The following is a 25672-nucleotide window of genomic DNA, read 5'->3' as shown; positions in this document are numbered from 1 at the left end:
ATTGTAGCAAAAATCATGCGTTTAATGGAATTAAAAACTCCGTTTATCAATCTTTAAGATTAGCCCCATGATAGAGCAAGTAATAACTGAGGGCTTTTAAGGATTCTAATTGCTGGTAAAACTGAAAAGCTTCTATTTTGTCGTTTTGTTTATCCTTTTGCTCTTTGTGGTTTTCGTTCAAATACCTTAACCCCAAACTCGGGTTATAAAAATAATCTTTGGTAGCGATCGCTTCATAACCTAGCGCATAATCGGGGTGGCTTGGAGGGTTTGTTGTGTTGTTAGAAAATAAAGGCTTTCCAAAACTCACAAATTGAAAACCTTTAGGAGCGGCTAATTCAACAATCGTAGGAGCGATGTCTAAATGCGATCCGACTTGACTGATTTTTTCAGGCTTTAAAGTAGGGGCGTATAAAATAAGCGGCACGGATTTAATCACATATAAATCGTTTTTAGCGTATTCATAGCTCCTGTCAAAATGATCTCCTGTAATGATAAAAAGCGAGTTAGGGAATTTAAGGCTTGCTTTTTTGATGAAATTGACTATTACTTTGTCATACCAGTAAATATGCCCTAAAGAATTAGCGTCCGGTAGATTTTCTGCTTTGGGGGTTTTTTCCACAAATTTTTGGATTTTTTCTAAAGGCACATTAAAGGCTTTGAGATTCACATTTTTGATTGCGTGATTGCTTAAAGTCATGACCATGCTGAAAGTTTTTTCATTGGGGTTGGTGTTTTCTAAAATATAGTCAAATAAAATATTATCATGCACTCCCCAGTTGCTCTCTATGGGTTTAGGGTAGGGCTTGTTTTTGGCAAATTCTAAGAGATGGTTATTGAAATAAAGGGCGTGAAAACCTTGTTTTTTGGTGAAACTATCTAGTTTGTTCCAAATCCCGCTACCCCCATAATAAAAGTTATTTCTATAACCCAGAGTTTTCATGATATTGCCAATCGCCATAGGAAAGCTAGGGAGGATTACGCCTGAATTGACTAAGTTATTATCATTGATATAAGGCAAGCCTGTGATTTGGACATCCAGGCTTTTAACGGTTCGTGGGGCGCTTTCAATAAAAGCAGAAAGCATGTGAGCATGCTCTTTTTTAACCAAGCCTTTTAAAGCGCTCGTTAGCCCTATAGCGTCAAATTTTTGATCAAAATGCCATGAACTCAGAGACTCTGAAACGATATAAAAAACATGTTGGATGGTTTGATTGGAATTGTTGTGGCTTGTTTGAGAAAGCAACTCATAGAGGTTGTTTGAGGGGTTTTCTTTAAGATTGAAATAATTTTTCGCCACTTCTAGGGGCGATCCTTTAGCAAAATCGCTGAATTTAAGGTTATGGCTTTGTCTGTAATTGCGCGCCAAAAGATAAAGGTTGCGAAACGCCCCGGGGGTAATTTTCATTAAAAAAGGATCTTTGGCTGGCTCTATGCTGAGATCTAAAGACGCACCAACAAAGCTCAATTGCGCGTTGATGTAAAACATTTGCATGAGTGAAAAAAGCATGAATAAAAGGAAAGTTTTAAGGGGTTTGGTGCGGGTGGCTTGATCAACATTTTTGGGTTTAAAAAGGGCGTTTTGGATCTTGAAATAGATAAGAGAGATTAAAATGCTAATGATCACAAAGAGTGAAAAACCAGAAAAAATAGGGTATTCTCCGCTCATTTTTAAAATCGTGAGCGTGTCTTCATGCAAAAATTCCAATAAATTTTCATCAAACACATTCCCATAAATGCCGTAATAAACAATGTTCGCAATGTTTAAAAACAGGATAATAGCGATAGAAAAATACGCCATAATATTAAGCATTTTGGTTTGGCGTTTAGGGGCAAATAACCCTAATAATCCGATAATGATAAAAAGAATCGCTAGGCTTGAGACCACACGATTATCATATCTTGCTCCATTGAATAGGGTTTTGATGATTTCATCAAAAATAGGGTTTTTTAAAGCATGTTTATAATAGCCAGTATAAAGGATAAAGCCGATACGATTGAACACAAACAACAAGCTCATAAAAAAGGTGAAATAAAAACCTTTTAAAAAGAGCGAAAAAAGGGCATGGGATAGGGATTTCATAAGCGTTAATACAACCTTTTTTTAACAAGATATAAAGTCTTCAAAAAGACAAAAAGAAGCAAGGGGAAATCTAATAAAGAATCTAAGATTTGAAAATGAGAACGCATCAAAAGCGAACTGGATAACGCCACTAAAGCGATCATGCCCAGTAAGGGGCTACTCAAAAACAAACTGCTGCAAAAAAGCGCACTAAAAATAAGAGAAGCCATGAAATGATGATAGATTGAAAAAGGCAAAAACCCTAAAATATCTATCAAAAGCAACAGATTGAAAAACAGCATGATGCTATAAGATTGCAAGGTTTCTAAAGGGGGCTTTTTGAGTATATGACAAGAAAAGCTTGTATAAGCAAGGATCAAAAGACAGCTAAAGGGGCTTAAGGGGGCTGTAAAACTGCTTAAAAAGGCGTTGAGCGATAGAGAGTCTTTAAAAGCGATATTGCTTAAAATCACGCTTATAAAAGAGAGCGAAAACCTCAAACTCAATGGCTTATTTTTAAAAAAAAAGAAAATTAAAAAAAGCCATACAAAACTCAGCGTGTAAGAAGAATGTATGAACATGACTGATTACTTGAGAAGGGATTTTAAATAAGCCATATTAAAACGGATGTGTTTGATATGAGAGCGGTTGTAGGTATAGACAATATCTATAAAATGAGGGTTAAGACTATAGCTTGGGTAACTCACTTCATCCGCTTTATCTAAAATTTTTAAGGTTTTAAAAGAGTTTGAGTTTTCTAATTTAGAAAATAAGAGTTCTTTACGACGCAAAGATAAATCGCTAGGGTTGTGGATTAAAAACAATTCTTTATTTAAATTGATCAAATTCAAAGCGTCATTCAAGTTTTTCAAATTCGTAAGCATGGGCTTTTGCCAAGTGGTGGGGGTTTTACAGGTTTCTAGCATGAGGCTATCTTTAAAAGAATAGTTTCTAAACGCCATGACAGCGCAGTCTTTAAAGGGGGTTAAGCTTGGCTGGAGCTGGTGGTTTAGGGCATTAGGCCTTAAAAGCTCTCTTGGGTTATTTTGTTTGTCAAATTTCAATAACAAGGGGTATTGGGTGGCTAATTCGTGATAGAGTGGTAGCATAAACCCGCCATCAGTGGTGTTTAAAGGCTTATTCCTTATCAAATGGCTTAAGTTTAAAAAAGGGCTTAAAGAGAGTTTTTGCACAAATTTAAAATGAATCGGCTCTAAAGCGCTTTCAAGTTGGTAGATTTTAGAAGTGGCCCACCCGCCCATGCTCACCCCTACGACAAACAACAAAATTTTATCGTCATGCAAAAAAAGCAAGGGGTTACCCAGTTTTTTGATATATTCATGCGAATAATGAGAAAGCTCTTCTTTGGTTAAAAGAATGAAGGCTTCGCTCCAGCGATTAATCTTGCTGTCAAAAAGATTCGCGCTGATTTTCACATCCCTTGCCCCTTCTTTAGTGCCGCTAAAATAAGCGCTCAAAAGATTATCGTTAGGCAAGCTGATTAAAGCACTCGCATGCACGCTTAAAGCGTCATTGGGTTTAGGGATAGTGAGTTGTGTGAAATAGGGGGGGCTTTCAGTTGAAAGGGTTTGATTGTGCGCGAAAGCATAGGGGGGGGGTTTGGCGCTTCATTGCAATTAAAAATAAAACGATGAAAAGCCCCACGAAAAAGGCGGCATGTTTTAGGCGATTTCTTGAATGTTCCAAGATAGCGTTTCGCCCCCTCTTAAGATAGCAATTTTTTCATTCAGACAAAGTGTGTGCGTAGGGACTATAAAGGGTTTTTTAGACAAATGCGCTTTTTTACTGGGCAAATTGTCTAGCGCATAGATTTTTTTAGCGTTATCGCTGATAAAGGCTTGCAAGTTTTCTAAAGCGTTGTGTTTTTCAAAAAGTTCGCACAACGCAGGCAACAAAATAGGGGCAGAAAAGATGCCTGCTGGAATGTTAGTGCTATGCTTTTTAGAGACAAAATGCGGGGCGCTATCAGAGCCAAAAGAGATTTTAGGGTGGGCTTTTAAAGCAAGGGATAAAAGCCTTTCTTGGTCTTTTTTGGTTTTGATTAAAGGTTTGCAAAAACAATGCGGGTTCAAACTCCCCCCTAATAAATCATCTAAAGTCATGCTGATATGGTGTAAAGTTAAAGTCGCATAGAGGTTGTCATGCTTTTCAATTAGAGCGATACTGCGCCAATCGCTCAAATGCTCTATAATGATTTTGAGTTTAGGGAATGAAAGGGCGAAAGTTTCTAAAACGCTATGGCATAAAAATTCTTTATCCAAACAAAACCCGGCTTGTTCTGCATGGATGCATAAAATAAAGCCTAATTTTTGGGCGTTTTCTAAAATCTCTAAAGTTTTTTCACCCAACAAATCCGAAGTGCCGTTTTGCGCGTTTGTGGTCATGCCTTTGGGGTAGAGCTTTAAAAACCTGATGCCTTTTTCTTGGGCGCGTTGCAATTCTTCTAAGGTCAAATCATCATTGAAATACAAACTCATTAAAGGCTTGAAGTTTGAAGAATGGTTTAAAATTTCTTCTTCATATTCAAGGGTGATTGGAGTGTTAATTAAGGGCTTATTGAGATTAGGCATGATCACCGCAGCGCTAAAAGGCTCGCTAGAATATCTTAACACCGCTTTTAAAAGTGCGTTTTCTCGCACATGCAAGTGAGCGTCTATAGGGTCAAAAAGCGTGATTTCCATTCCTTTAATTGCCCCCTAGGTAATAACGCACTCTAATGCGGATGAGGGTTTTAGTTTTGGGGCGCGGGTAATCCTTATAAGCGATCTGAATAGTCTTTAAGGTGTTGTCATCAAGCATTTTATACTCAGAGCCAATGATGATTTTAAGATCGGTAATATCGCCATTAGGGTGCAAGTAAAATTCTACCGCATTCGTCCCGTCTTGCCCTAAATAAGCCGCTACTTGAGGGTATTCTAAATATTTTTGCGTGATGCGCCCAATATCCCTTAAATTATTCCTGATGAAATCTTTTTCGGCTGTGCCTAAATCCCCAAATTCTTCGCCATACAATTCATCAATATCCCTTTTGGTTTGGTTATCCAAGCCTTTATTATTTTCTTGTCTGGGTGGCGCAACTTCTTTAGGCAAGAAAGAAAGCTGATTGGGATCAAATTCTTTTTTGACAGGTTTTTTCTCTTCCACTTTTTTCTGCTCTACTTTTTGTTCTACTATTTTTTTCTCTTCTTTTTTCTCCTCTACTATTTTTTTCTCTTCCACTTTTTCCACTTTTTTAAGAGCCTTATGTTTGTGATTGGGCTTTTTGGGTTCAGGTTTGGGTTTTGGCTTAGGTTTAGGCTTTTCTATAGGTTTTGGTGGGGTTGGTGGGGTTGGTGGGGTTGGTGGGGTTGGTGGTGTGGGGGGTTTTTGGGGGCCAGCTAGCGTGGGTTTAGGAGCGCCCGGGGTGTTTTTACTGGGATCTTGCGAATGGCCTCTTTTTAAAATCAATAAATTTTTAGGATCCACTTTAACAAGCTTGGGTTTTGAGGGAAAAAAATCCCCTCTGTGTTCAAATAAAAAATAAATCAACCAGTGTAACAATACAGATAGAATGAGAGAAAAGAAAAAATTCCTGTTAGAATGATCCACAGGGTCAAAATTTTTCCCTAACTTAGCAGATTGCAGTTTAGAATTTTCCGGCATATAAATTTCCTAATTTTGAATTCTTTATATTATTTTCAGCTTCTTTAATCAGTTCTTCTTTAGATGTTTTTGGGCTTATTTTGTCTAAAAGCAGGCCGTATTTATCGCTCAGTAAGACCAAGTAACGCTCCTTATTAGTTTTTATGGAAATGATTTTATGGTTCGCATCAACACGACCCAAAACACTAATTTCTAACTTAAAATCTTTTGTAGAAAAAGACCCTTGTGCAGGAACAATTTTTTTTTTGATTATATACAATATTAAGAGCAAGGCAGCAATAACCGCTAGCGCCTTATAAGCATGGCTTAAATCTAGTGGGGGTTTTAACTCTAAAGTGTTTAAGGGACTTTTGGCTCGCTCTTTTTCATCTTGGCTTGAAAGATTGGCATGCTGAGATTTTCCTTCATGGCTAGGCGGTGGGGCTAAATGAAAACCTTTTGGTAAAAAAAGAAAGCGGAGCCGTTTTTTATCCTTGCTGTTTGAAGCTTGGATTTCTAATTCCATTTTAGCTTTTTTAGACAAGAGGTAGATGTCATTGTGGTAGGAAAACATTTCTAAAGCATTCAAAGAGGCTTCTTTAAAATCCATGGTTTTTTTAGAATCCAGTTTAGCGTTTTTTAAAACGATCACCTTTTGCCCTTCAACTTCCATGATTTTAGGCGCTTTATTAAAAGGCGTTTCAAAAGTGAGCGTGGTTTGCACGGCTTTTATGGGTGGTGTTGTTAGAGCGTTTGAATCAGGTTGGACTTCTTTTAATGCGTTTTGCCAATGCATAAGTTTAATAGGAGCGTCATCATTTAAAGGTATTTTTTCTTCAGCCAGTAACATAAAAATAGCGCTCAATAACAAGAATAACAATCTCATGAATTTTTAGCGAGATAATACACAATGGCGTTAGAATCAAGGATTTCATTCAAACGAATGGCTAAATTCCTTTCAAAAACCATCACCTCACCCTTACCAATAACCCGCCCGTTCACAAAAGTATCCACGCTCTCTCCAGCGGGTTTTTGCAAGTCAATCACAGAGCCTTTTTCAAAACGCAAAATCTGCAATAAAGGGATTTGCGTAGAGCCAAGTTCTGCACTAAAAACAATCTCCATGTCTAAAAGGTTTTTATAATCGCAAATGAGTTCTTCTAAATAAGTGGAAAGCTCTAGTTCTCTTTCCTTGCTAGCTTTTTCTTTCTCTTTTTCGGCTATTTTTAACTTATTAGATTCTGCTTCTGACATAAAACTCTACTCTTTCAAGAATGATTTGACTTTGATTATAAAATCTTAATTTTACTATAAATTTTATAACAAATAAAGCCACTACGCTTTAAAGCTAGCCTTAGAAACGCAAAATTCTTTTAAAAAACACTCGCCGCACAAGGGGTTTTTAGCCTTGCAGGTGTAACGGCCAAACAAGATTAAGGCATGGTGGAGTTTTGACAGGTTGTCTTTAAAAAGATCGCTGAGTTCTTCTTCGGTCTTAATGGGCGTGTTAGCGTTGCTTAAGCCTAATCGGTGCACCGTGCGGAACACATGGGTATCTACGGCTATATAATTTGCATCAAAGCACACTGAAAGCACCACATTAGCGGTTTTTTGCCCCACGCCATCTAGGCTCATCAATTCTTTTTGTGTAGAGGGGATAACGCCCTTAAAATCCCTAACCACTTTTTGCGCCATACTGATTAAATGCTTGCTTTTATTGTTGGAATAAGAAACGGATTGGATAATTTCTTTAACTTCTTCTAAAAAAGCTAGGGCTAAATCATTCACACTTGGGTATTTTTCAAATAACTTGGGCGTTATTTTATTCACTCTAGCGTCCGTGCATTGAGCGCTTAAAATGGTAGCCACCAGCAATTCATAGGGGTTTTTATGGCGCAATTCGGTGGTTTGGTTGGGGTAATGTTTTAAAAGCAGTTCTTTGATTTGTTGGGCTTTTTGGTAAGTTTTAGTATGTTTTAAACCCATTTTCACACGCTTTCTTTGATGACAAGGTATTGCGCTTCATGGGTTCTTAAAGCCACTTGAATGCGGTTGATTTTAACCGAAAGCGTGGCTTTTTTCATAGAATAATGCAAAAGAGTGCATTGAACTCCTTCATGGATACCAAAAGACAGAAAGCGTTTTTTAAGGGCTTCATCGCAGTTAGCGATTTCTACGATTTCATAAACTTTGTCTTTAATGGCTTCATTGAGAGTCATTTTACTTCCTTTTTGAATCAATGTTTTTTTTGACTTCATCCACGATGATGTCAATAGGTGTGAAAATACGGCGCAAGATTTTAAAAGGCGCTTGGATAATATCAGCCGCTAAAGTGACTTTGGTTTTAGGGTTATCCAGCGTGCCTTTGACATTCACATTAGTGGTGATTTTACCTTCTTTCCCTAAGACAAGATAGCCCACAATAGGGATTTTATTTAAAACATTACTCAAAGCCTTGATAGTGGAAACTTCTAAATTCAAATCTAATTTGTTTTTGTCTAATTCAATAATCCCATTGCCAGCAATATCAAGCGTTTTGCCGATAAGATCAATTTTTTCTAACCCTAAATATTCTTTAGTGATCCCAAAAACAACAGACCCCTTTTTGATTTGATAGCCATTAGCCCCTAAATGAGGGTTCCTAAAGACAATGAGAGAGGGAATGGTGTTGATGAGATTGATCATGTTTTGCATGAGAGCGAAATTCTTTAAGCTTGTGTTTTGGAATTTCAATTCGCCGTTGAAAACCTGATCTTCAAGAGCCCCAATAAGCGTGAATAAGCCCCCTTCCACGAAATCCTTTTGGAGGATGGTATTGATATAATCCCCGCTAAAATTATGAGCCTTAAGATACAAAGCCCCATGCACTAAATCCGCCATGATCATGCCGTTTTTATAATTGCCATCAATTTTCACCCTGTCATCTTGAGCGACAATATCAAGATTTTCTAAAGGAAAAGGCATTTTTTTATAGATCAACACGATATCTTTAGCATGGATGCGTGTAGAGATGGGGATAATTTTGTGGGCTTTTTCATAGCGTTGTTTGGCACTAATGAAAATATCTTCATCTTGGATTTCTTTAGAGCTAGGCTTTTCTTTCCGTTCTTTTGAGAATAATCCTGCAATAGCTGGCATCTTACTATCTAAAAAATCGTCAATACTCAAATCAATGTTATTAAGGGTAATATCCTTTTGATCCCCCTTAACTTTTATAGATATGCTTTTGCTCGGAGTATAGACAGAAATTTCATCTTTATTAATAGAGCCAAATAAAGAGAGGGATTTAAATTGCTTTCCGTTGCTATGATAGATGGGTAAAGTGATTTTTAAATCGTTAGCAAAAAAATCAATATTGACAAAATCGCTCGTAGAAACCTCTAAAGAGCCATCTTCTAAGGCGAAATATTTCATAATAGGGGAATAGGGCTTGATTTTTTTCAAATCTTTGATTCTAAAAACATAGGCGCTATCTTTGAATTCGCCCTCTAATAAAAGTTGCGGCACGCTCCATTGCATGTGGTTGGGGTTAGAAAAATCAAAATTCAAAGAAAGGTTTTTAAGAGTGTCTCCTGTAGCATAGAAAACATCTTTGGTGAATTTATCTTCACTTTGGGCTTTAATGGTGTCTATGATTTTTCTTCTAAACGCCTCTGAGTTTTCACCCTCTTGAATAACAGAATGCAAGCTTTTTAAATCTAAAGAAAATTTAGTAGGCTGTGGGTTATCTTGGCCGTTATCCAAGCCGTAAGAACGCATGTTGATACTATTGTTAGTGTTGAATCGTATTTTATGGACTAAAGAATCTAAAGAAAGGGTTTTTTTATTCAAATCTAAAGCGATTTTAGCGTCTAAATCCAGCATGTTTTCATAGCGGGTGTGGGTCGTTTCTATGTAGATGTATTGGTATTCTTGGGTAATATCTAGGCTTATATTAGCGTTTTGCGTATAAAGGGGGATATTATAGAGCGAGAGGGTGCCTTCTTGCAAATTAACATTGCCTTGAACGCTAAATAAAGGAGCGGTGTTTTTTAAGAATTGCAAGGTGAGTTTCAAATCCGCGCTAGATGGCGTGCTGATTTTATCCAAAGGTAAAACGACTTTATAAGCGCTCAATAAATCCTTAATGCTATCGCCATAATAATTAGGGGTCGTTTTTAAAAAAATCTCCAACTTAGGGGCTTCTAACAAATGGGAAAAAGTGGCGTAAGAGCCGGTCAATTCCATGGTTTCATAAGCGATTTTTTGGGGCTGTATGAGAAGCTGTTTGTTTTTGAAGATCAATTCGGTTTTATCCATTTTAATGGGCGATAAGCCATCATTAAAAACGACTGAAGGTTTAATCAAAGTGGCTTTAACTACGGAATTTTCCAAAAGCGATGGGATAAACTCGCTAGGAGTGAAATTAGCTTTGATTAAAGCGTTATCAATCTTAAAGCTAGCAAATTGGATTTTATCAAAAATCCATGTTTTTAAATTTTTTTGCGATTGGCGTTGGAAAAGAGGCTTTAAAAACGCTAGGCTTTTCATTGGAGAAGTGTTGATTTTTAATTCTATGGTTTTTAAATCGGTTAGCCCTTGCAAATAAATTGCAGCGCTGGGTTCAATTAAGGGCTTGACAATCAAATTAAACGCCATTTTCCTAGCTTTAGGCGAATAGTGGGCGTTGCCATCTACTTGGACTTTAATATCTTTAAAAAGCAAATTGATGATTTTAAGCTTGATATTTTTATCATCTTCTAGGGAAAATTCCCCTTTAACTCCTGGAAATTCTAACTCGTATTTATTCCCGTCAAAAACGATATTGGCTTTATTTTTATCATCTAAAATGATTTCTTTGACTTTAAGTTTTTCAAAATAAGACACCGCCCAGATGCCATAACGGATATTTTTAATCAGATCAGAAACTTCTAAATGCTTTTTGGTGGGTTTTTGATGGAAGAAAGAAGATAGATCAACGCGTTCAACTTCTAAAGAAAGCTTGTTGTTAAGTTTTAAGTATAATTCAGAAATGCCAAGCTTCCCGATTTTTAAATTTTGTATGTGAATGCCGTTTGAAAGGGTTTTGTGAATGACAACTAAAAGAGTGAATACTGCCACAAACAAAATAATGACATTAAACACTTTCTTGGATACATGTTTTCTTTTATTCATCAGTATTCTTTTTTATTTAAGTATACCAATTTATCCTAATAAAGTGGTGGTTGTCCCGCAAGGTTCGCTCAAAAAAGTGTTTTTTTCTTTAAAAGAGCAAGGCGTGGATATTAACGCTTTGGATTTGCTTTTTTTACGCCTGATGGGCATGCCTAAAAAAGGTTATATTGATATGGGCGATGGGGCTTTAAGGAAGGGGGATTTTTTAATCCGTTTGATTAAAGCAAAAGCCGCGTATAAAAGCGCAACTCTAATCCCTGGAGAAACCCGCTATTTTTTCACGCAAATTTTGAGCGAGACTTACCAACTAGAAACAAGCGATCTCAACCAGGCTTATGAAAGCATCGCTCCACGATTGAATGGCGCTGTGATAGAAGATGGGGTGATATGGCCAGACACTTATCATTTGCCTTTAGGGGAGGACGCTTTTAAAATCATGCAGACTTTGATCAGTCAATCCCTCAAAAAACACGAAGCTTTAAGCAAACAATGGCTTGGATACTACCATAAAGAAGAGTGGTTTGAAAAAATCATTCTCGCTTCTATTGTGCAAAAAGAAGCCGCTAATATTGAAGAAATGCCCTTGATTGCGAGCGTGATTTTTAACCGCTTGAAAAAAGGCATGCCTTTACAAATGGATGGGGCTTTGAATTATCAGGAATTTTCGCACGCTAAAGTAACAAAAGAGCGCATTAAAACCGATAACACCCCTTATAATACTTATAAATTTAAGGGCTTGCCTAAAAATCCTGTAGGGAGCGTGAGCCTAGAAGCGATTAGAGCCGTGATTTTCCCTAAAAAAACTGATTTCTTGTATTTTGTGAAAATGCCGGATAAAAAACATGCTTTCAGTGCGACTTATAAAGAGCATTTAAAAAACATTAATCTTTCTAATAATCATTTTTATGATTAGGGTTAATGGGGCGTTTTTTCTTTTAAATTGGGTAAAAAGTGTTTAGTATTTTCTCATTTTAATTTTAAGTTCTTACTATTAAAGCATTTTAGATTTTATTAAAAAAGGCTTGCTACAATTCTAGGCAAATTTTGATTGCTAGGGCTTTAAAGCTTTTAGCACAAAGGAGAATGAATGGCTAAAATGAGTGCTCCAGATGGGGTTGCCGTTTGGGTAAATGAAGACAGGTGTAAGGGTTGTGATATTTGCGTATCGGTATGCCCTGCTGGAGTTCTTGGCATGGGGATTGAAAAAGAAAGGGTACTTGGAAAAGTGGCCAAAGTAGCCTATCCAGAGAGTTGTATCGGTTGTGTGCAATGCGAGTTGCACTGCCCGGATTTTGCGATTTATGTGGCTGACAGGAAGGATTTCAAATTCGCTAAAGTTTCTAAAGAAGCCCAAGAAAGAAGCGAAAAGGTTAAGGCCAATAAATACATGCTTTTAGAAGAGACTATTTTAGAAGGGAGAGGTAAATAATGCGTGAGATTATTACTGATGGGAATGAATTAGTCGCTAAAGCGGCGATTGAAGTAGGGTGTCGGTTTTTTGGGGGCTATCCTATCACGCCAAGCTCGGATATTATGCATGCGATGAGCGTGGCTTTACCCAAATGTGGCGGTCATTTTATCCAGATGGAAGATGAAATCAGTGGGATTAGCGTGTCTTTAGGGGCGAGCATGAGCGGGACGAAGTCTATGACAGCGAGCTCTGGACCTGGTATTTCATTGAAAGTGGAGCAAATCGGTTATTCTTTCATGGCGGAAATCCCTTTAGTGATCGCTGATGTGATGCGTTCAGGCCCATCAACCGGAATGCCCACTCGTGTGGCTCAAGGCGATGTGAATTTCTTAAAACACCCCATACATGGGGATTTTAAGGCTGTCGCACTCGCTCCTGCTAGTTTGGAAGAAGCTTACACAGAGACCGTTCGCGCATTCAATTTGGCTGAAATGCTCATGACTCCTGTATTCTTGCTCATGGATGAAACCGTGGGGCATATGTATGGCAAGGTGCAAATCCCAAATTTAGAAGAAGTGCAAAAGATAACCATTAATCGCAAGGAATTTGCGGGCGATAAAAAAGACTACAAACCTTATGGGGTTGCACAAGATGAGCCGGCTGTCTTAAACCCTTTCTTTAAAGGTTACCGCTACCATGTTTCAGGCTTGCACCATGGGTCTATTGGCTTTCCTACTGAAGACGCTAAAATCGGTGGGGATTTGATTGACAGATTATTCCATAAGATTGAATCCAAGCAAGACATTATCAATGAAAATGAGGAAATGGATTTAGAGGGTGCTGAAGTTGTCATCATCGCTTATGGTTCGGTTTCTCTAGCGGTTAAAGAAGCCTTGAAAGATTACAATAAAGAAAGCAAGCAAAAAGTCGGCTTTTTCAGGCCTAAAACCTTATGGCCAAGCCCGGCTAAACGCTTGAAAGAAATAGGGGATAAATACGAAAAAATCCTTGTGATTGAATTGAATAAAGGGCAGTATTTAGAAGAGATTGAAAGGGCTATGCAAAGAAAGGTGCATTTCTTTGGGCAAGCCAATGGGCGCACGATTTCGCCTAAACAAATTATCGCAAAGTTGAAGGAGCTTTAAAATGGCGTTTAATTATGATGAATATTTGCGTGTGGATAAAATACCCACTTTGTGGTGTTGGGGCTGTGGTGATGGCGTGATTTTAAAATCCATTATCCGCACGATTGACGCTTTAGGTTGGAAAATGGATGATGTGTGTTTGGTGAGTGGGATTGGTTGCAGCGGGCGCATGAGCTCGTATGTGAATTGCAACACCGTTCATACCACGCATGGTAGGGCTGTAGCGTATGCGACAGGGATTAAATTAGCTAACCCTAGTAAGCATGTGATCGTGGTTTCTGGCGATGGCGATGGCTTTGCTATTGGAGGCAACCACACCATGCATGCATGCAGGAGGAACATTGATTTGAATTTTATTTTAGTGAATAATTTCATTTATGGTTTGACCAACTCCCAAACTTCGCCCACCACGCCTAATGGCATGTGGACGGTTACGGCTCAATGGGGGAATATTGATAACCAATTTGACCCATGTGCTTTAACCACCGCTGCAGGGGCGAGCTTTGTGGCTAGAGAGAGCGTTTTAGACCCTCAAAAATTAGAAAAAGTGCTTAAAGAAGGTTTTACACACAAGGGCTTTAGCTTCTTTGATGTCCATAGTAATTGCCATATCAATTTAGGGCGTAAGAATAAAATGGGCGAAGCGTCTCAAATGCTAAAATGGATGGAAAGCCGATTAGTGAGCAAACGCCAATTTGAGGCCATGAGCCCTGAAGAAAGGGTGGATAAATTCCCTACAGGCGTTTTAAAGCATGACACGGACAGGAAAGAATATTGCGAAGCGTATCAAGAAATCATTGAAAAAGCACAAGGAAAACAATAATGGAAGCGCAATTACGATTTACGGGCGTTGGAGGGCAAGGCGTGCTGTTAGCGGGGGAGATTTTGGCTGAAGCTAAGATTGTGAGTGGGGGCTATGGCACTAAGACTTCCACTTACACTTCGCAAGTGCGTGGAGGGCCTACTAAAGTGGATATTTTGCTAGACAAAGATGAAATTATTTTCCCTTACGCTAAAGAGGGCGAGATTGATTTCATGCTTTCAGTCGCTCAAATCAGCTACAACCAGTTTAAAAGCGATATTAAAAAAGGCGGTATCGTTGTCATTGATCCCAATCTGGTAACCCCCACTAAAGAAGATGAAGAAAAATACCAGATCTATAAAATCCCCATTATCAGTATCGCTAAAGATGAAGTGGGTAACATTATCACACAATCTGTGGTAGCGTTAGCCATTACCGTGGAACTTACTAAATGCGTAGAAGAAAATATCGTGCTAGACACCATGCTTAAAAAAGTCCCTGCAAAAGTCGCTGACACGAACAAAAAAGCCTTTGAAATTGGTAAAAAACATGCTTTAGAAGCTTTGAAAAAATAAGGGGGTAACCCCTTATCTCATTTCTTTAGTTATAGTTTTTTCCCCTTTTCTTGTATTTTTGAAAAAAGAATTCTATAATGCTCAAATTTTACATAAGGATTATTGTGTGTACAAATTTTTAGATGAGGCAAAAAGTGAGGTTTTAAAATACGATGTGATTTCTTTTGATATTTTTGATACCCTTCTTTTAAGACCTTTCATTAAACCCACAGATTTATTTTTGTATATTGAGACTAAATATGATATTAAAGGTTTTTGTCAAGCAAGGATTCTAGCAGAAATGCAATCTAGAGAAATCAGTAAAGAACAAGACATTACTCTAGATGAAATTTATCATCAAATTCCAAAAGAGTTTTATTCATATAAGGAAGTAGAAATTGCCACTGAAAAAGAGATGCTTATTCCAAACTTAGAGATGTTAGAACTCTATCGTTTCGCTAAAGAGAACAATAAGAGAGTGATTATTATATCAGATATGTATTTACCTTTAGAGGTCCTTGAAGATATTTTAATTTCTAAGGGTTTTGATGGTTATACAAATTTCTATCTTAGTAGCCATATAATGCTTACTAAACATTCAAAAGATTTGTTTAAACATGTTTTAAAACAAGAAAATATTACTCACACACAAATGTTGCATATTGGTGATAATTTTTGGGCAGATGACGCTATGCCTAAAAGTTTAGGTATAGCAACGCTAGTTAGAAAAAGTGTGTTGAGGCAATTTGAAGAAATTTTTCCTAAATACAAAACATTTAATCCGACTAGTGTTGCACAAAGCTTTATTTTAGGATCTTTATGCGTTTTTTATAAAAATTATATTCAAAAATATGAAAAGTTTGATTATTGGTTTCTTTTGGGAGTGGTGCAGGCAGGAATTGTAGCCGTTGCTTATTGCCAGTTTATCTATAAAGAGATTCATAAAAGAAATATTGATACTTTAGTGTTTGTTGCACGAGATGGTTATTTATTGCAAAAAATTTTTAATATTTTATATCCAAATTTATATAAAACTACTTATATCTATGCTCCCAGAATTTTAAAAAAAGCGGTATTTTTAGAAGTCACAGAGGGTGAGAGTTTGGAAATTTTGCGTATTTTAGAAGGCGAAGAAGAAGTTAAAAAGAAGCAAATCACCACTAACCAACAAGCATATATATATATAGCAACTTTGAACATTGCCGCTGTTTAGCACGAAAATGTTTAGATAATTACAGAAAATACTTGTCTTCATCAAATTTAGAGAGAAATATCGCCATTGTAGATACGATTACTTGGGGATATTCTTCGCAAGAGTTAATACAAAAAGCTTTGAATAAAGAAGTTTTTGGATGCTATGTGGATCTCTTAAGAATTTTAAATCATGATTGCGTGAGTTTCTTACCTTTTTCACACCCTAAATCCATTTATTTTCATAATTGGGATTTTGTGGAGTTTTTGCTAACAAGTCCTGAATACCCTATTTTAAATGTAGAAAATGGCGTTCCAATTTATCAAAAAAATGTTCCATCTTGCGAAAAACACCGCTCTAAAGCTTATGAAAAAATAGTAGAAGGGGCTGTTGGATATGCTTCATATTTTAAAGAAAGTCAAATTTTTTTAGACATTCATGATGTGATAAAGTGGGTCAATTTCTTCATTGATCATCCTAGCATTCGAGATCAAGAGCAATTTAAACAAATTTATTTTCTTCCAGATGCAACGCATAAAGACGCTCTGCCCTTGTTTTGCAACGATGTTTCTTTATTGTCTTGTATTTTAAAACCTTCACAAAGTTATGGCATATTAAAAAGAAGCCTTAGGACAAACAAGCAAGAGATATGGTTTAAAATATTATCTCTAATTAAAAAAATCTATGGGAAGTTAAAAAAGAAATCATAAAATTGGCTCTGTTTCAATCAAATATGGATAACTAGGGCTTTCTCCCTTAAAATAATTCTCTCAAAAGTTATCCACTAGATATTTTTTATTTATCCAATAGTTTGTTTTTGGGTATAATGTTACGAAAATTTTAAGGAATAGCATGGAGTTTTTAGGACTGATTCTAAGTCTAGCCGCTGTTTTGATAGCGTTTAAAAAGCCTGAAAAAGAAAATTGGGCGTTTGGGATTTTGATTGTGGTGTGGTTGATGGAGCTTATTATTTTTATAGGCCACAGCTCTAGCGTTTTGCCTAATATGAATTTATAGGAGGATACATGAATAAAGAAATCCGATTTTATAATCTTTTTTCTTTGGCGATTTTAGGGATTTTAATCTTTCCTGTGGGTTTGGCGAATTTTTATTTTGGCTATGTTTTGAAAGATTCGCCTTGTATTTTTTGCTGGGCGCTACGCATCAACATGATTTTAATAGGGGCTGTGGCACTTTTGGTGGTGCGTTTTGGGTTTAAGCCTAAATACATCGCCTTGCTATTACTCATGGCTGGTAGTGGGTTATATGAGGGCTTTTATTATACCGGTAGCCATGCTTTAGAAGATGTGGGGCAGGGCTTTGCGCTCCCTATTTTGGGCTTACACACGCAGTTTTGGGCGCTTTTTGTCTTTTTTAGCGTGGTGGTGCTTTTAGCGGTGTTGCTCTTTTTTGCCCCTAATACCCAACTTTTTAAAGATCATTCATTAAACACGCTCCAAAAAAGTGCTTTTTATATTTTCTTTATTGTGGTGGGTTCTAACGCCGTGCAAGCGTTTCTTTCTACCGGGCCTTTCCCTTACATAGGGCAAAGCAGTCCGGTGCGTTTTTCTTGGAATTTGAAAGAATCTGTCTGGTCTATGGAAAATTGGAATCATTCAAAATTCCCAAGAAGCGTTTTGGGCAGAAGAGATGTGGGTGAGCCTTTGAAATTGAGCGCTTTGCCTAAAGATAATGATTATGAGCATTCGCCTTTAGAAATTACAAAAGCGTTGAAGATTGAAAAAAAAGAAGAGCTTTTTTTAAAACTGAACGGAGCGATCACAGATTTGAGTTTCAATGAAGATAAGGCGATCCTTACCACAGAAAACCAAGGCCTTTATCTTGTGGGTAACGATTTAAAAACCATTCACAGCCATATGGTGCTAGATAGCTATTATAGCGCGACGGTGGGGTCGTTCGTGGGGGCGGATTTTAATGAAGATGACAACATTGTGATCATGGGCAACAATAAAACGAGTGCAGAAATCACGCCTAACAAAAACGCTAACGCGCTTAAAAACTTCCCTTATTTTTTGGAAGGGGCTAACTCTTTTGATGAAGTGGAACGCAGCCGCTTGAAAACTTCTAGGGCGAAAAACTATTATGTTAGCGCTGCAAGAAGAGGGGCTAAATTCACTTATTTGATCAGCGCTCCTAACAAGCGTTATAAGGATTTGATTATCATCTCCATGCTTAATAGCGACAAACAAGTGCATGGGGAGTTTTTACTTGAACTGGGCAATGCCAAGCTTAAAGAAAAAAGGAAACTGGGCGAGTTGGTTATCAGCGCGCTAGCTTTAAAGGATAATAAGCTTTATGCGTTCAGTAAGGAATTTAACACGCTTTTAGTCATAGACCCTACAAAAGAAGAGATCCTTGAAGTTTATGGCTTGCCTAAAGAGATTAAAAATATCAGTGCTGGAGGGTTTAGGGATAATGAGCTTATCCTTGTGAGCTATGAGAATAATAAAAATATTCTCTATACCCTTAATTTTTAAACTCTTTTAAAGCTACTTTTTTCTAATATATTAACGCATTAGAAGATGGTCGCTATTTTAGAATAGAGGAAAGTCCGGGCTACATTAGACAAAATTCCATCTAACGGATGGCTAGCGCAAGCTAAGGGAAAGTGCCACAGAAAGCAAACCGCCTTTTTAAGGTAAGGGTGAAAGGGTGGGGTAAGAGCCCACCAGAGCTAAAGCGATTTAGCTTGTTTGGGCAAACCCAATTTGTAGCAAGAAGCGCATGGTAAGTCTAAATTGATACACGCTTCGCTTGAGGAATATTGCAAAATATTTCCCAGATAAATGGCCATCCATTGACAGAACCCGGCTTATTCTAATGCGTAACTGCGTGTTGATTTTTAAATAAAGTTTCAATCATTTTATTTTTTTTATTTTTTACCTAATTATTGTTTAAAATCTTAAAGATTTATGTTACACTCTGTAAAATCAAAATCAAAGGGGATAGCGTGTTAGAAAAATCTTTTTTAAAAAGCAAGCAATTGGTTTTATGCGGATTGGGTGTTTTGATGTTGCAGGCCTGCACTTGCCCAAACACTTCACAAAGGAATTCTTTTTTACAAGATGTGCCTTATTGGATGTTGCAAAATCGCAGTCAGTATATCACGCAAGGGGTGGATAGCTCGCACATTGTGGATGGTAAGAAAACTGAAGAGATAGAGAAAATCGCTACCAAAAGAGCGACAATAAGAGTGGCGCAAAATATTGTGCATAAACTCAAAGAGGCTTACCTTTCCAAATCCAATCGCATCAAGCAAAAGATCACTAATGAAATGTTTATTCAAATGACACAGCCCATTTATGACAGCTTGATGAATGTGGATCGTTTAGGAATTTATATCAATCCTAACAATGAGGAAGTGTTTGCGTTAGTGCGTGCGCGTTCTTTTGATAAGGACGCTTTGAGCGAAGGGTTGCATAAAATGGCATTAGACAATCAAGCGGTGAGTATCCTTATTTCTAAAGTGGAAGAAATCTTTAAAGATTCTATCAATTATGGGGATATTAAAGTCCCTATAGCCATGTAGGCTTAGAACAATAAGGGTTCTTCGCTATCGTCTGTTCTTTTGGGAGTGGGGGTGATGGAATTAGGGGTTGAGTAGTAGGGGATTTTATCCACGATTTCTTTACGCAAGCCTTTGGGGACATCAAACTTTCTTTTTAAAGAAGGTTCAATGCTTAGAATGTTACGCATGAAATACGAATACACAGGTGCACTCACAACGCCTCCTGTCGCTCCTTTGCCAATAGGCGTGTTATCATCTCTCCCAAACCAGATCACGCTTTGTAAGGTGGGGGTAAAACCAATGAACCAAGCATCAATATTGTTGTTAGAAGTTCCGGTTTTACCGGCAATTTCTAAGCCTTTAATGCGAGCCAAACTCCCTGTGCCATTTTCTACCGCATTCATCAGCGCTGAAAGGGTTAAAAAAGCCTGTTCTTTGGTGGTGATCTTTTTGGTTTCAATGGGCGCGAAAGTTTTGACTTCGTTTTGTTGGTTAGCGATGCTTTCAATGAGCATGGGTTTGAGCATAGTGCCGTAATTAGAAAATAAAGAATACTTTTCAGCCGCTTCAATCGGTGAGATAGCAAAGCTCCCTAACACAATAGACAAGTCTTTAGGGAGGTTTTTAAACCCCATATCGCTTAAAGATTGGTAAATTTTTTCAAAGCCAAGCTGATCGCTTAAATTGATCGTGGCTAGATTTAACGAATGGCTCAAAGCTTCTTGTAAGGTTACAAGCCCTAAAAACTTGCGAGAATAATTGCTAGGGTGCCATGCGTGGTTTTGTTCGCTGTTTTTGCTATAATTGCCATTTTCAAAATTTCGTGCGGTATCAGGGATTTTGGAAGTCGTGGAATAGCCATTATCAAAAGCGATTTGATACACAAAAGGCTTGATCGCGCTCCCAAACTGCCGTTTGGCTTGCGTGGCGCGATTGAAAGCGCTTTTTTTATAATCAATCCCCCCCACTAAAGCTAAAATCTTACCGGTGCTCGTGTCTGTAACTATCATGCTGGCGTTTAAGTTGTCTTCATATTCATTAGATGCGTTAGTTTTTGGCTTTTCTTTAGCGATTTTTTCTAAGGTTTTTTGATGCCCAAAACGCAAGGACTCTAACGCTAAGCGTTGGTAATCCAAATCTATCGTGAGCTTTATGGTATAGCCTTGAGTTTTTAACCCGTCTAATTGATCCAATTGTTTCAACACTTCATCCACGACATAGGGAGCGATATTTTGCGTGGAAGTTTGGTTATAGACGATTGGCACTTCATTGAGAGCGGATTTGAGCTCGTTAGAAGAAATCCAACCTAAAGAATACAACCGCCTTAAAATATCATTAGCCCTAGAAAGTGAAAATTCTAAATTTTTAGTAGGGTCATAAAAACTGGGAGCCCTAGGTAAGGCGACTAACATGGTGATTTCTTTAAGCGTGAGTTTGTCAAGGGGTTTTTTAAAATACCCTAAACTTGCGGTTTTGACGCCATAATACCCATGCCCAAAAAAAGTTTGGTTCAGATAGCGCTCTAAAATGTCTTCTTTGCTTAAGACTTTTTCAATGCGTAAAGAAATGATAGCTTCTTTGAGTTTTCGGGTTAGGGTTTTTTCTCGTGTGAGCACCATGTTTTTAACGAGTTGTTGGGTCAGGGTGCTACCCCCCTCGGTGTAACGACCGCTTTGAGCGTTTCTAATCATAGCGCGCATGATAGCATCTAAATTGATCCCCCCATGTTCAAAAAAGAGGGTGTCTTCTACCGCTAAAAGGCTTTCAACAAATCGTGGGGGAATTTCTTCAAAACGCGCATAAAAACGGAATTCTTTATCATAAATATTAGCGATCAAACGCCCTTTTCTGTCTAAAATCTGTGAAGCGACGCCCGGGCGATAATCTTTAATTTTGGCAATATCCTTATCTGTAGTCACCCAAACTTGAGCGATAAGAATGGCTAATAACCCTACGATAATTAAAAATAAAACGATAAAGCCATAAAAAATCTTTTTTAGCATTTAACCACTCTTAAAAGAAGATTGTATTTTAAAATAATCTAAAAGGGTGTTTGCAAGCTCTTTGGTATCTTTTAAGCTGTTTTTGAGAGATAAAGAGATGCGTAAAAGGGGTTTAGAAACCGTGGGGGGGCGGATAGCTCCTACTAAAAACCCCTTTTCTTTCAAAAAATGATGGGCGTTTAAAAGAGCAAGATTGTTTTCAAATTCTAAAGTGAAAAATCCTGTGGGCGTTCTAATGCCTAAGGTTTCAAAAATAATCTGTTGGTGTTGGCTAAGCTCGTTTTTTAATTCTTGTTTTTGTGCGATAAAGTATTCTAAATGGACCAAAGTTAAAGCGGTGTCTAACAGGCTTAAAGCGGTGGTGTAAATCACGCTTTTAGCGCGGTTGATTAAAAACTCTATGATTTGTAAAGGGGCTAAAATACACGCTCCATAGCTCGCAAGCGCTTTAGAGAAAGTGCTGAGCTTAATGATTTTGTCTCTTTCTTGGATGCGATAATATTCTAAAAAACCCAACAAATTCTCGCCGATAGTCCCAAAACTATGGGCTTCATCAACGATTAAAAAAGCGTTAGGAATCTCTTGAGTGATTGCATAAAAATCATAGGGAGCGATACTCGCATCCATAGAATAAACCCCTTCAATGGCTATGAATTTGAGTTTATTTTTAGGGGCGTTAAAGAGTTTTTGTTGTAAATCTTTAGCGTCGTTGTGCGAGAAAAAAACCACTTGATCAGGTTTCGCTTTGATGCTAAAAATCCCGCTTGCATGGTAGTGTTCGTCCATGAATAAGAGAGCGTTTTTGACTAAAAGGGTGTCTATTAAAGCCAGATTACCCAAAAAACCACTCCCCACTAAAAGAGCGCTTTCAAACCCCAACAAACCCGCTAATCGTTCTTCTAATTCTGCATGCAAAGGGTGGTAGCCATTCACTAGCATGGAAGCCTTGGGGGAATGAGCTTCAAAGACTTGGAGCTTATTGAAAGCGTTTTCAAGCAAGCCTTTTTTAACGCTCAAACCCAAATAATCATTAGAAGCGTAATCCTTTAATAAAGGGTCAAACAACTCTCTTTTGCGGTATCGTTTGGCATGGTGTAGGGCTTCTAAAGATTTAGAAAACATAAAAACACTTCATTGAATGAAATCATTCACCTTTTTGAATTTTTTCAATGATTTTATTGAGTTCGTCTTGTTTTTCGTAAAACATCTTATCAATATTTTCTTTAACATGTTTAGCACTATCTTCCATTAAATGCACTTTATGCTCTAGGTATTTTGAATCGGTAATGTGGTCTTCTTGAACGGCTTTAACCAAATCATTAGCTTCAGTATGCACGCTCGCATGGTGGCTTTCTAAAGCTCTATAGCCTGAAGTGTTGGAAAAATTCTCTTTGCCTGCGCCCTCATAATACCATTTGCCTAAGCGGCAATTCTTATGGCTGGTAATGTCAAAGGAGTTGAGACCAAAAACCATGCCATAAAGATTGTTTTTAAAGACCACATGGTCAAGTTTGGCCAAACCGCAAAACACCCGGTTATTGATATTGTAGATGGTGTATTTTGCCGCTTGTGCGACAATCATGTTATTTTTTACGGTGGATTTAAGCTCTTCTACATCGCCCTTAATAGAGCCTACAATAGAATTAATATCGTGGGTATTGGTTTGAATATCGTTCGCTTCTTGTTGCATGCTTTTAACGACAACGGCGATTTCTTTAGTGGCTTTTTGGGTTTTTTCAGCGAGTTTTCTCACCTCATCAGCCACCACCGCAAACCCTCTCCCATGCTCGCCCGCTCGTGCGGCCTCAATAGCGGCATTTAGGGCTAACAGATTGGTTTGTTCTGCAATATCATCAATCAAAGAAATGACTTGAGTGATTTCATTGCTCCGTTGGTTGAGGGAGTCCGCTAACGAAGTGGCGTTTTGCATCTTTTCATAAAGCGATTCAATGTCTTGACCCGTTTTATTAACGGTCGCTAATCCTTCAGCAGAATGCTCTTCGCCATTTTTAGCCGCATTTAAGAGCAAGCCTGTTTCTTGATGGAAATACTGCATGCTTTCTTGCGCGTTCTCTAAGCCCTCTTTTAAGCTCGCACAAAAAGTCTTAAACAAATCATTTTTATGGTATTCCCCCACACAACCTGCTTGTTTAGCCAAGGAAAAATACTGCACGCCATCAATATTTTGGCTTTTTAAAGCATAAGAAACCCCTTGTAAATTAACGCTCTCTGCATTTTCTTTAAAATGAACGCTTTGTTCTTCTAAATTGTTTAAGCTTGCAAGATTCCCACTCTTAAAAACGACTTTATTGTTTTTAATGCCTACAAAACCTTCATGCAAGCACAAATTTAAAAGGTTTTGATAGAGATTGATTTCTTTTTTTAACTCCGTAATTTCAGAATCTTTTTGACTGATTTGAAGTTGCAACTGCTTATTCCCAAACATAGTGGTATCCCTTCGTTTAAATTTAACTCATTTGAGATTATACCCAAAATTACCAAACATTTTAAACGCTCGTTAGTCTTGTTACTTCAAAAACAATTCGTAAAATAAAGCCCTTTAAAATTTCACACTTTAACCGATAATAGTTCTAACCAAAAGCAAGGATGCCTTTGGGTTTTTTATAACAAGGAGTTACAACAATGGCTTTTCAGGTCAATACAAATATCAATGCGATGAATGCGCATGTGCAATCCGCACTCACTCAAAATGCGCTTAAAACTTCATTGGAGAGATTGAGTTCAGGTTTAAGGATTAATAAAGCGGCTGATGACGCATCAGGCATGACGGTGGCGGATTCTTTGCGTTCACAAGCGAGCAGTTTGGGTCAAGCGATTGCCAACACGAATGACGGCATGGGGATTATCCAAGTTGCGGATAAGGCTATGGATGAGCAGTTGAAAATCTTAGACACTGTTAAGGTTAAAGCGACTCAAGCGGCTCAAGATGGGCAAACTACAGAATCTCGTAAAGCGATTCAATCTGACATCGTTCGTTTGATTCAAGGTTTAGATAATATCGGTAACACGACTACTTATAACGGGCAAGCGTTATTGTCTGGTCAATTCACTAACAAAGAATTCCAAGTAGGGGCTTATTCTAACCAAAGCATTAAGGCTTCTATTGGCTCTACCACTTCCGATAAAATCGGTCAGGTTCGTATCGCTACAGGTGCGTTAATCACGGCTTCTGGAGATATTAGCTTGACTTTCAAACAAGTGGATGGCGTGAATGATGTGACTTTAGAGAGCGTAAAGGTCTCTAGCTCAGCAGGCACAGGGATCGGCGTGTTAGCAGAAGTGATTAACAAGAACTCTAACCAAACAGGAGTTAGAGCTCATGCGAGCGTTATCACCACAAGCGATGTGGCGGTCCAATCAGGAAGTTTGAGTAATTTAACCTTAAACGGGGTCCATTTGGGTAATATTGCAGATATTAAGAAAAATGACTCAGATGGGAGATTGGTTGCAGCGATCAATGCGGTCACTTCAGAAACCGGCGTGGAAGCTTATACGGATCAAAACGGACGCTTGAATTTGCGCAGTTTAGATGGTCGTGGGATTGAGATCAAAACCGATAGTGTCAGTGGTGGGCCTAGCGCTTTAACGATGGTTAATGGCGGTCAGGATTTAACAAAAGGCTCTACTAACTACGGAAGGCTTTCTCTCACACGATTAGACGCTAAGAGCATCAATGTCGTTTCGGCTTCTGATTCGCAGCATTTAGGTTTCACAGCGATTGGTTTTGGAGAATCTCAAGTGGCAGAAACCACGGTGAATTTGCGCGATGTTACTGGGAATTTTAACGCTAATGTCAAATCGGCTAGTGGCGCGAACTATAACGCCGTGATCGCTAGTGGCAATCAAAACTTGGGAGCTGGGGTTACAACCTTAAGAGGTGCGATGGTGGTGATTGATATTGCCGAGTCTGCGATGAAAATGTTGGATAAAGTCCGCTCTGATTTAGGTTCTGTGCAAAATCAAATGATTAGCACCGTGAATAATATCAGCATCACTCAAGTGAATGTTAAAGCGGCTGAGTCTCAAATCAGGGATGTGGATTTTGCTGAAGAGAGTGCGAATTTCAATAAAAACAACATTTTGGCGCAATCAGGTAGCTATGCGATGAGTCAAGCCAATACCGTTCAACAAAATATCTTAAGGCTTTTAACTTAGTT

21 protein-coding genes, 1 other RNA gene and 2 pseudogenes are annotated in these 25672 nt (G+C 38.0%); 11 read left to right on the top strand and 13 right to left on the bottom strand.

Translation table 11 applies throughout. The features are described 5' to 3' along the window. Positions 1 to 46: 46 nt before the first annotated feature. The 10 genes and pseudogenes from AA974_RS03610 to AA974_RS03565 all read right to left on the bottom strand — a co-directional run bounded on the left by AA974_RS03610 (position 47) and on the right by AA974_RS03565 (position 10858). Complete coding sequence (locus AA974_RS03610; RefSeq protein ID WP_064433461.1) at positions 47 to 2083, bottom strand: LTA synthase family protein; 2037 nt, start codon at positions 2081 to 2083, stop codon at positions 47 to 49. A 5-nt stretch (positions 2084 to 2088) separates the two neighbouring features. Further along, on the bottom strand, positions 2089 to 2643 hold the full coding sequence (locus AA974_RS03605) for a 3-deoxy-d-manno-octulosonic acid hydrolase subunit 1 (protein ID WP_064433460.1): 555 nt from the start codon (positions 2641 to 2643) through the stop codon (positions 2089 to 2091). A gap of 6 nt (positions 2644 to 2649) precedes the next feature. Beyond that, a pseudogene (locus AA974_RS03600) lies at positions 2650 to 3769 on the bottom strand (3-deoxy-d-manno-octulosonic acid hydrolase subunit 2). After that, positions 3745 to 4764 (bottom strand): dihydroorotase, encoded by a 1020-nt coding sequence (gene pyrC, locus AA974_RS03595; RefSeq protein ID WP_064433458.1) that lies wholly within the window; start codon positions 4762 to 4764, stop codon positions 3745 to 3747. The pseudogene AA974_RS03600 and the gene pyrC overlap by 25 nt, the downstream one beginning before the upstream one ends. 4 nt (positions 4765 to 4768) lie before the next feature. Next, positions 4769 to 5725 carry an energy transducer TonB gene (locus AA974_RS03590; RefSeq protein WP_064433457.1) on the bottom strand — a complete coding sequence of 319 codons (957 nt, stop codon included), beginning with the start codon at positions 5723 to 5725 and terminating at the stop codon, positions 4769 to 4771. Then, complete coding sequence (locus tag AA974_RS03585; protein WP_064433456.1) at positions 5709 to 6590, bottom strand: hypothetical protein; 882 nt, start codon at positions 6588 to 6590, stop codon at positions 5709 to 5711. Before AA974_RS03585 ends, AA974_RS03590 begins: the two co-directional genes overlap by 17 nt. Then, positions 6587 to 6958, bottom strand: a complete 372-nt coding sequence (fliN, locus tag AA974_RS03580; protein ID WP_064433455.1) for a flagellar motor switch protein FliN — start codon at positions 6956 to 6958, stop codon at positions 6587 to 6589. The genes AA974_RS03585 and fliN overlap by 4 nt, the downstream gene beginning before the upstream one ends. 81 nt (positions 6959 to 7039) lie before the next feature. After that, positions 7040 to 7690, bottom strand: a complete 651-nt coding sequence (gene nth, locus AA974_RS03575; protein ID WP_064433454.1) for an endonuclease III — start codon at positions 7688 to 7690, stop codon at positions 7040 to 7042. Between the two features lie 2 nt (positions 7691 to 7692). Then, positions 7693 to 7923: a FeoA family protein gene (locus tag AA974_RS03570; RefSeq protein ID WP_064433453.1), complete on the bottom strand. Its 231-nt coding sequence runs from the start codon at positions 7921 to 7923 to the stop codon at positions 7693 to 7695. Between the two features lies 1 nt (position 7924). After that, a complete protein-coding gene (locus AA974_RS03565; RefSeq protein WP_064433452.1) occupies positions 7925 to 10858 on the bottom strand; it encodes a DUF3971 domain-containing protein in 2934 nt (977 codons plus the stop codon). On the opposite strand from AA974_RS03565, the gene mltG reads away from it, so the two are divergent. From mltG to AA974_RS03515, 10 genes and pseudogenes are all read left to right on the top strand, one after another. Next, complete coding sequence (mltG, locus tag AA974_RS03560) at positions 10776 to 11771, top strand: endolytic transglycosylase MltG (RefSeq protein WP_064433451.1); 996 nt, start codon at positions 10776 to 10778, stop codon at positions 11769 to 11771. The two genes, AA974_RS03565 and mltG, sit on opposite strands and share 83 nt — an antisense overlap. Positions 11772 to 11945: 174 nt before the next feature. Beyond that, positions 11946 to 12287: a 4Fe-4S dicluster domain-containing protein gene (locus tag AA974_RS03555; protein ID WP_001096895.1), complete on the top strand. Its 342-nt coding sequence runs from the start codon at positions 11946 to 11948 to the stop codon at positions 12285 to 12287. Then, complete coding sequence (locus AA974_RS03550) at positions 12287 to 13414, top strand: 2-oxoglutarate synthase subunit alpha (protein WP_064433450.1); 1128 nt, start codon at positions 12287 to 12289, stop codon at positions 13412 to 13414. The genes AA974_RS03555 and AA974_RS03550 overlap by 1 nt, the downstream gene beginning before the upstream one ends. Position 13415: 1 nt before the next feature. Next, positions 13416 to 14237 carry a 2-oxoglutarate ferredoxin oxidoreductase subunit beta gene (locus AA974_RS03545; RefSeq protein ID WP_000885307.1) on the top strand — a complete coding sequence of 274 codons (822 nt, stop codon included), beginning with the start codon at positions 13416 to 13418 and terminating at the stop codon, positions 14235 to 14237. Beyond that, positions 14237 to 14791: a 2-oxoacid:acceptor oxidoreductase family protein gene (locus AA974_RS03540; protein ID WP_021172531.1), complete on the top strand. Its 555-nt coding sequence runs from the start codon at positions 14237 to 14239 to the stop codon at positions 14789 to 14791. The genes AA974_RS03545 and AA974_RS03540 overlap by 1 nt, the downstream gene beginning before the upstream one ends. A gap of 106 nt (positions 14792 to 14897) precedes the next feature. After that, positions 14898 to 16672, top strand: a pseudogene (locus tag AA974_RS03535) (HAD-IA family hydrolase). Between the two features lie 142 nt (positions 16673 to 16814). Next, complete coding sequence (locus AA974_RS03530; RefSeq protein WP_000394808.1) at positions 16815 to 16979, top strand: hypothetical protein; 165 nt, start codon at positions 16815 to 16817, stop codon at positions 16977 to 16979. An 8-nt stretch (positions 16980 to 16987) separates the two neighbouring features. Then, positions 16988 to 18460 carry a disulfide bond formation protein B gene (locus AA974_RS03525; protein WP_064433449.1) on the top strand — a complete coding sequence of 491 codons (1473 nt, stop codon included), beginning with the start codon at positions 16988 to 16990 and terminating at the stop codon, positions 18458 to 18460. Between the two features lie 33 nt (positions 18461 to 18493). Then, positions 18494 to 18813, top strand: an RNA gene (rnpB, locus tag AA974_RS03520) — RNase P RNA component class A. Positions 18814 to 18993: 180 nt separating this feature from the next. Continuing rightward, a complete protein-coding gene (locus AA974_RS03515; protein WP_328287323.1) occupies positions 18994 to 19512 on the top strand; it encodes a tumor necrosis factor alpha-inducing protein in 519 nt (172 codons plus the stop codon). 2 nt (positions 19513 to 19514) lie between these two features. Here the strand turns inward: AA974_RS03515 and pbp1a are convergent, their stop codons facing one another. Genes pbp1a through tlpD form a run of 3 tightly spaced genes read right to left on the bottom strand, consistent with a single transcriptional unit; the run spans position 19515 to position 23940 of the window. Beyond that, positions 19515 to 21494, bottom strand: a complete 1980-nt coding sequence (gene pbp1a / locus AA974_RS03510) for a penicillin-binding protein 1A (RefSeq protein WP_064433447.1) — start codon at positions 21492 to 21494, stop codon at positions 19515 to 19517. Next, a complete protein-coding gene (locus tag AA974_RS03505; protein WP_064433446.1) occupies positions 21495 to 22616 on the bottom strand; it encodes an aminotransferase class I/II-fold pyridoxal phosphate-dependent enzyme in 1122 nt (373 codons plus the stop codon). A 22-nt stretch (positions 22617 to 22638) separates the two neighbouring features. Further along, the gene (tlpD, locus tag AA974_RS03500) at positions 22639 to 23940 is read right to left on the bottom strand and encodes a chemotaxis chemoreceptor TlpD (protein ID WP_064433445.1); all 1302 of its coding nucleotides are present in this window, start codon (positions 23938 to 23940) and stop codon (positions 22639 to 22641) included. Between the two features lie 197 nt (positions 23941 to 24137). On the opposite strand from tlpD, the gene AA974_RS03495 reads away from it, so the two are divergent. Then, positions 24138 to 25670, top strand: a complete 1533-nt coding sequence (locus AA974_RS03495) for a flagellin A (RefSeq protein ID WP_064433444.1) — start codon at positions 24138 to 24140, stop codon at positions 25668 to 25670. Positions 25671 to 25672 lie beyond the last annotated feature (2 nt).

It is taken from the genome of Helicobacter pylori (genome assembly GCF_001653475.1).
Taxonomy (GTDB): Bacteria; Campylobacterota; Campylobacteria; order Campylobacterales; family Helicobacteraceae; genus Helicobacter; species Helicobacter pylori_CM.
This window is presented reverse-complemented; position numbering and strand designations above follow the sequence as displayed.

Excerpts from the sequence above, each read along its gene's own strand:
- nth (WP_064433454.1), bottom strand. The coding sequence starts at position 7,690 with ATGGGTTTAAAACATACTAAAACTTACCAAAAAGCCCAACAAATCAAA.
- pbp1a (WP_064433447.1), bottom strand. The coding sequence starts at position 21,494 with ATGCTAAAAAAGATTTTTTATGGCTTTATCGTTTTATTTTTAATTATC.
- AA974_RS03530 (WP_000394808.1), top strand. The coding sequence starts at position 16,815 with ATGGAGTTTTTAGGACTGATTCTAAGTCTAGCCGCTGTTTTGATAGCG.
- AA974_RS03495 (WP_064433444.1), top strand. The coding sequence starts at position 24,138 with ATGGCTTTTCAGGTCAATACAAATATCAATGCGATGAATGCGCATGTG.
- AA974_RS03515 (WP_328287323.1), top strand. The coding sequence starts at position 18,994 with ATGTTGCAGGCCTGCACTTGCCCAAACACTTCACAAAGGAATTCTTTT.
- pyrC (WP_064433458.1), bottom strand. The coding sequence starts at position 4,764 with ATGGAAATCACGCTTTTTGACCCTATAGACGCTCACTTGCATGTGCGA.
- AA974_RS03565 (WP_064433452.1), bottom strand. The coding sequence starts at position 10,858 with ATGAATAAAAGAAAACATGTATCCAAGAAAGTGTTTAATGTCATTATT.
- AA974_RS03610 (WP_064433461.1), bottom strand. The coding sequence starts at position 2,083 with ATGAAATCCCTATCCCATGCCCTTTTTTCGCTCTTTTTAAAAGGTTTT.
- tlpD (WP_064433445.1), bottom strand. The coding sequence starts at position 23,940 with ATGTTTGGGAATAAGCAGTTGCAACTTCAAATCAGTCAAAAAGATTCT.
- AA974_RS03585 (WP_064433456.1), bottom strand. The coding sequence starts at position 6,590 with ATGAGATTGTTATTCTTGTTATTGAGCGCTATTTTTATGTTACTGGCT.
- AA974_RS03555 (WP_001096895.1), top strand. The coding sequence starts at position 11,946 with ATGGCTAAAATGAGTGCTCCAGATGGGGTTGCCGTTTGGGTAAATGAA.
- AA974_RS03505 (WP_064433446.1), bottom strand. The coding sequence starts at position 22,616 with ATGTTTTCTAAATCTTTAGAAGCCCTACACCATGCCAAACGATACCGC.
- AA974_RS03570 (WP_064433453.1), bottom strand. The coding sequence starts at position 7,923 with ATGACTCTCAATGAAGCCATTAAAGACAAAGTTTATGAAATCGTAGAA.
- AA974_RS03605 (WP_064433460.1), bottom strand. The coding sequence starts at position 2,643 with ATGTTCATACATTCTTCTTACACGCTGAGTTTTGTATGGCTTTTTTTA.
- AA974_RS03525 (WP_064433449.1), top strand. The coding sequence starts at position 16,988 with ATGAATAAAGAAATCCGATTTTATAATCTTTTTTCTTTGGCGATTTTA.
- AA974_RS03540 (WP_021172531.1), top strand. The coding sequence starts at position 14,237 with ATGGAAGCGCAATTACGATTTACGGGCGTTGGAGGGCAAGGCGTGCTG.
- AA974_RS03590 (WP_064433457.1), bottom strand. The coding sequence starts at position 5,725 with ATGCCGGAAAATTCTAAACTGCAATCTGCTAAGTTAGGGAAAAATTTT.
- mltG (WP_064433451.1), top strand. The coding sequence starts at position 10,776 with ATGACAACTAAAAGAGTGAATACTGCCACAAACAAAATAATGACATTA.
- AA974_RS03550 (WP_064433450.1), top strand. The coding sequence starts at position 12,287 with ATGCGTGAGATTATTACTGATGGGAATGAATTAGTCGCTAAAGCGGCG.
- AA974_RS03545 (WP_000885307.1), top strand. The coding sequence starts at position 13,416 with ATGGCGTTTAATTATGATGAATATTTGCGTGTGGATAAAATACCCACT.
- fliN (WP_064433455.1), bottom strand. The coding sequence starts at position 6,958 with ATGTCAGAAGCAGAATCTAATAAGTTAAAAATAGCCGAAAAAGAGAAA.